The sequence below is a fragment of the Streptococcus oralis genome, from assembly GCF_001588645.1.
GTDB lineage: Bacteria > Bacillota > Bacilli > Lactobacillales > Streptococcaceae > Streptococcus > Streptococcus oralis_AB.
Window position 1 is genome coordinate 1 of record NZ_LAYF01000068.1, and the last position, 300, is coordinate 300.

General features: G+C 51.0%; 1 protein-coding gene. It reads left to right on the plus strand.

Features of this window, described 5'->3' with window-relative positions; all coding sequences use genetic code 11:
* Positions 1 to 300 (plus strand): lyase family protein (locus tag A0739_RS09875; RefSeq protein ID WP_269139521.1); only part of this gene is annotated, 300 nt, incomplete at both ends.

Genomic DNA, 300 nt, shown 5'->3' on the forward strand with positions numbered 1-300 from the left:
GACTGAGATTCGCGGTCTGCAAAAGTCTGAGCAGCGCGAGGTGGAAGAGTTCTTTGCCAAGGGTCAAAAGGGTAGCTCAGCTATGCCTCACAAACGCAATCCTATCGGATCTGAAAATATGACTGGTCTGGCGCGTGTCATTCGTGGCCACATGGTGACAGCCTTTGAGAATGTCTCTCTCTGGCATGAGCGCGATATTTCCCACTCATCTGCTGAGCGGATTATCGCACCGGATACGACCATTCTCATCGACTACATGCTCAACCGCTTCGGTAATATCGTCAAGAACCTGACCGTCTT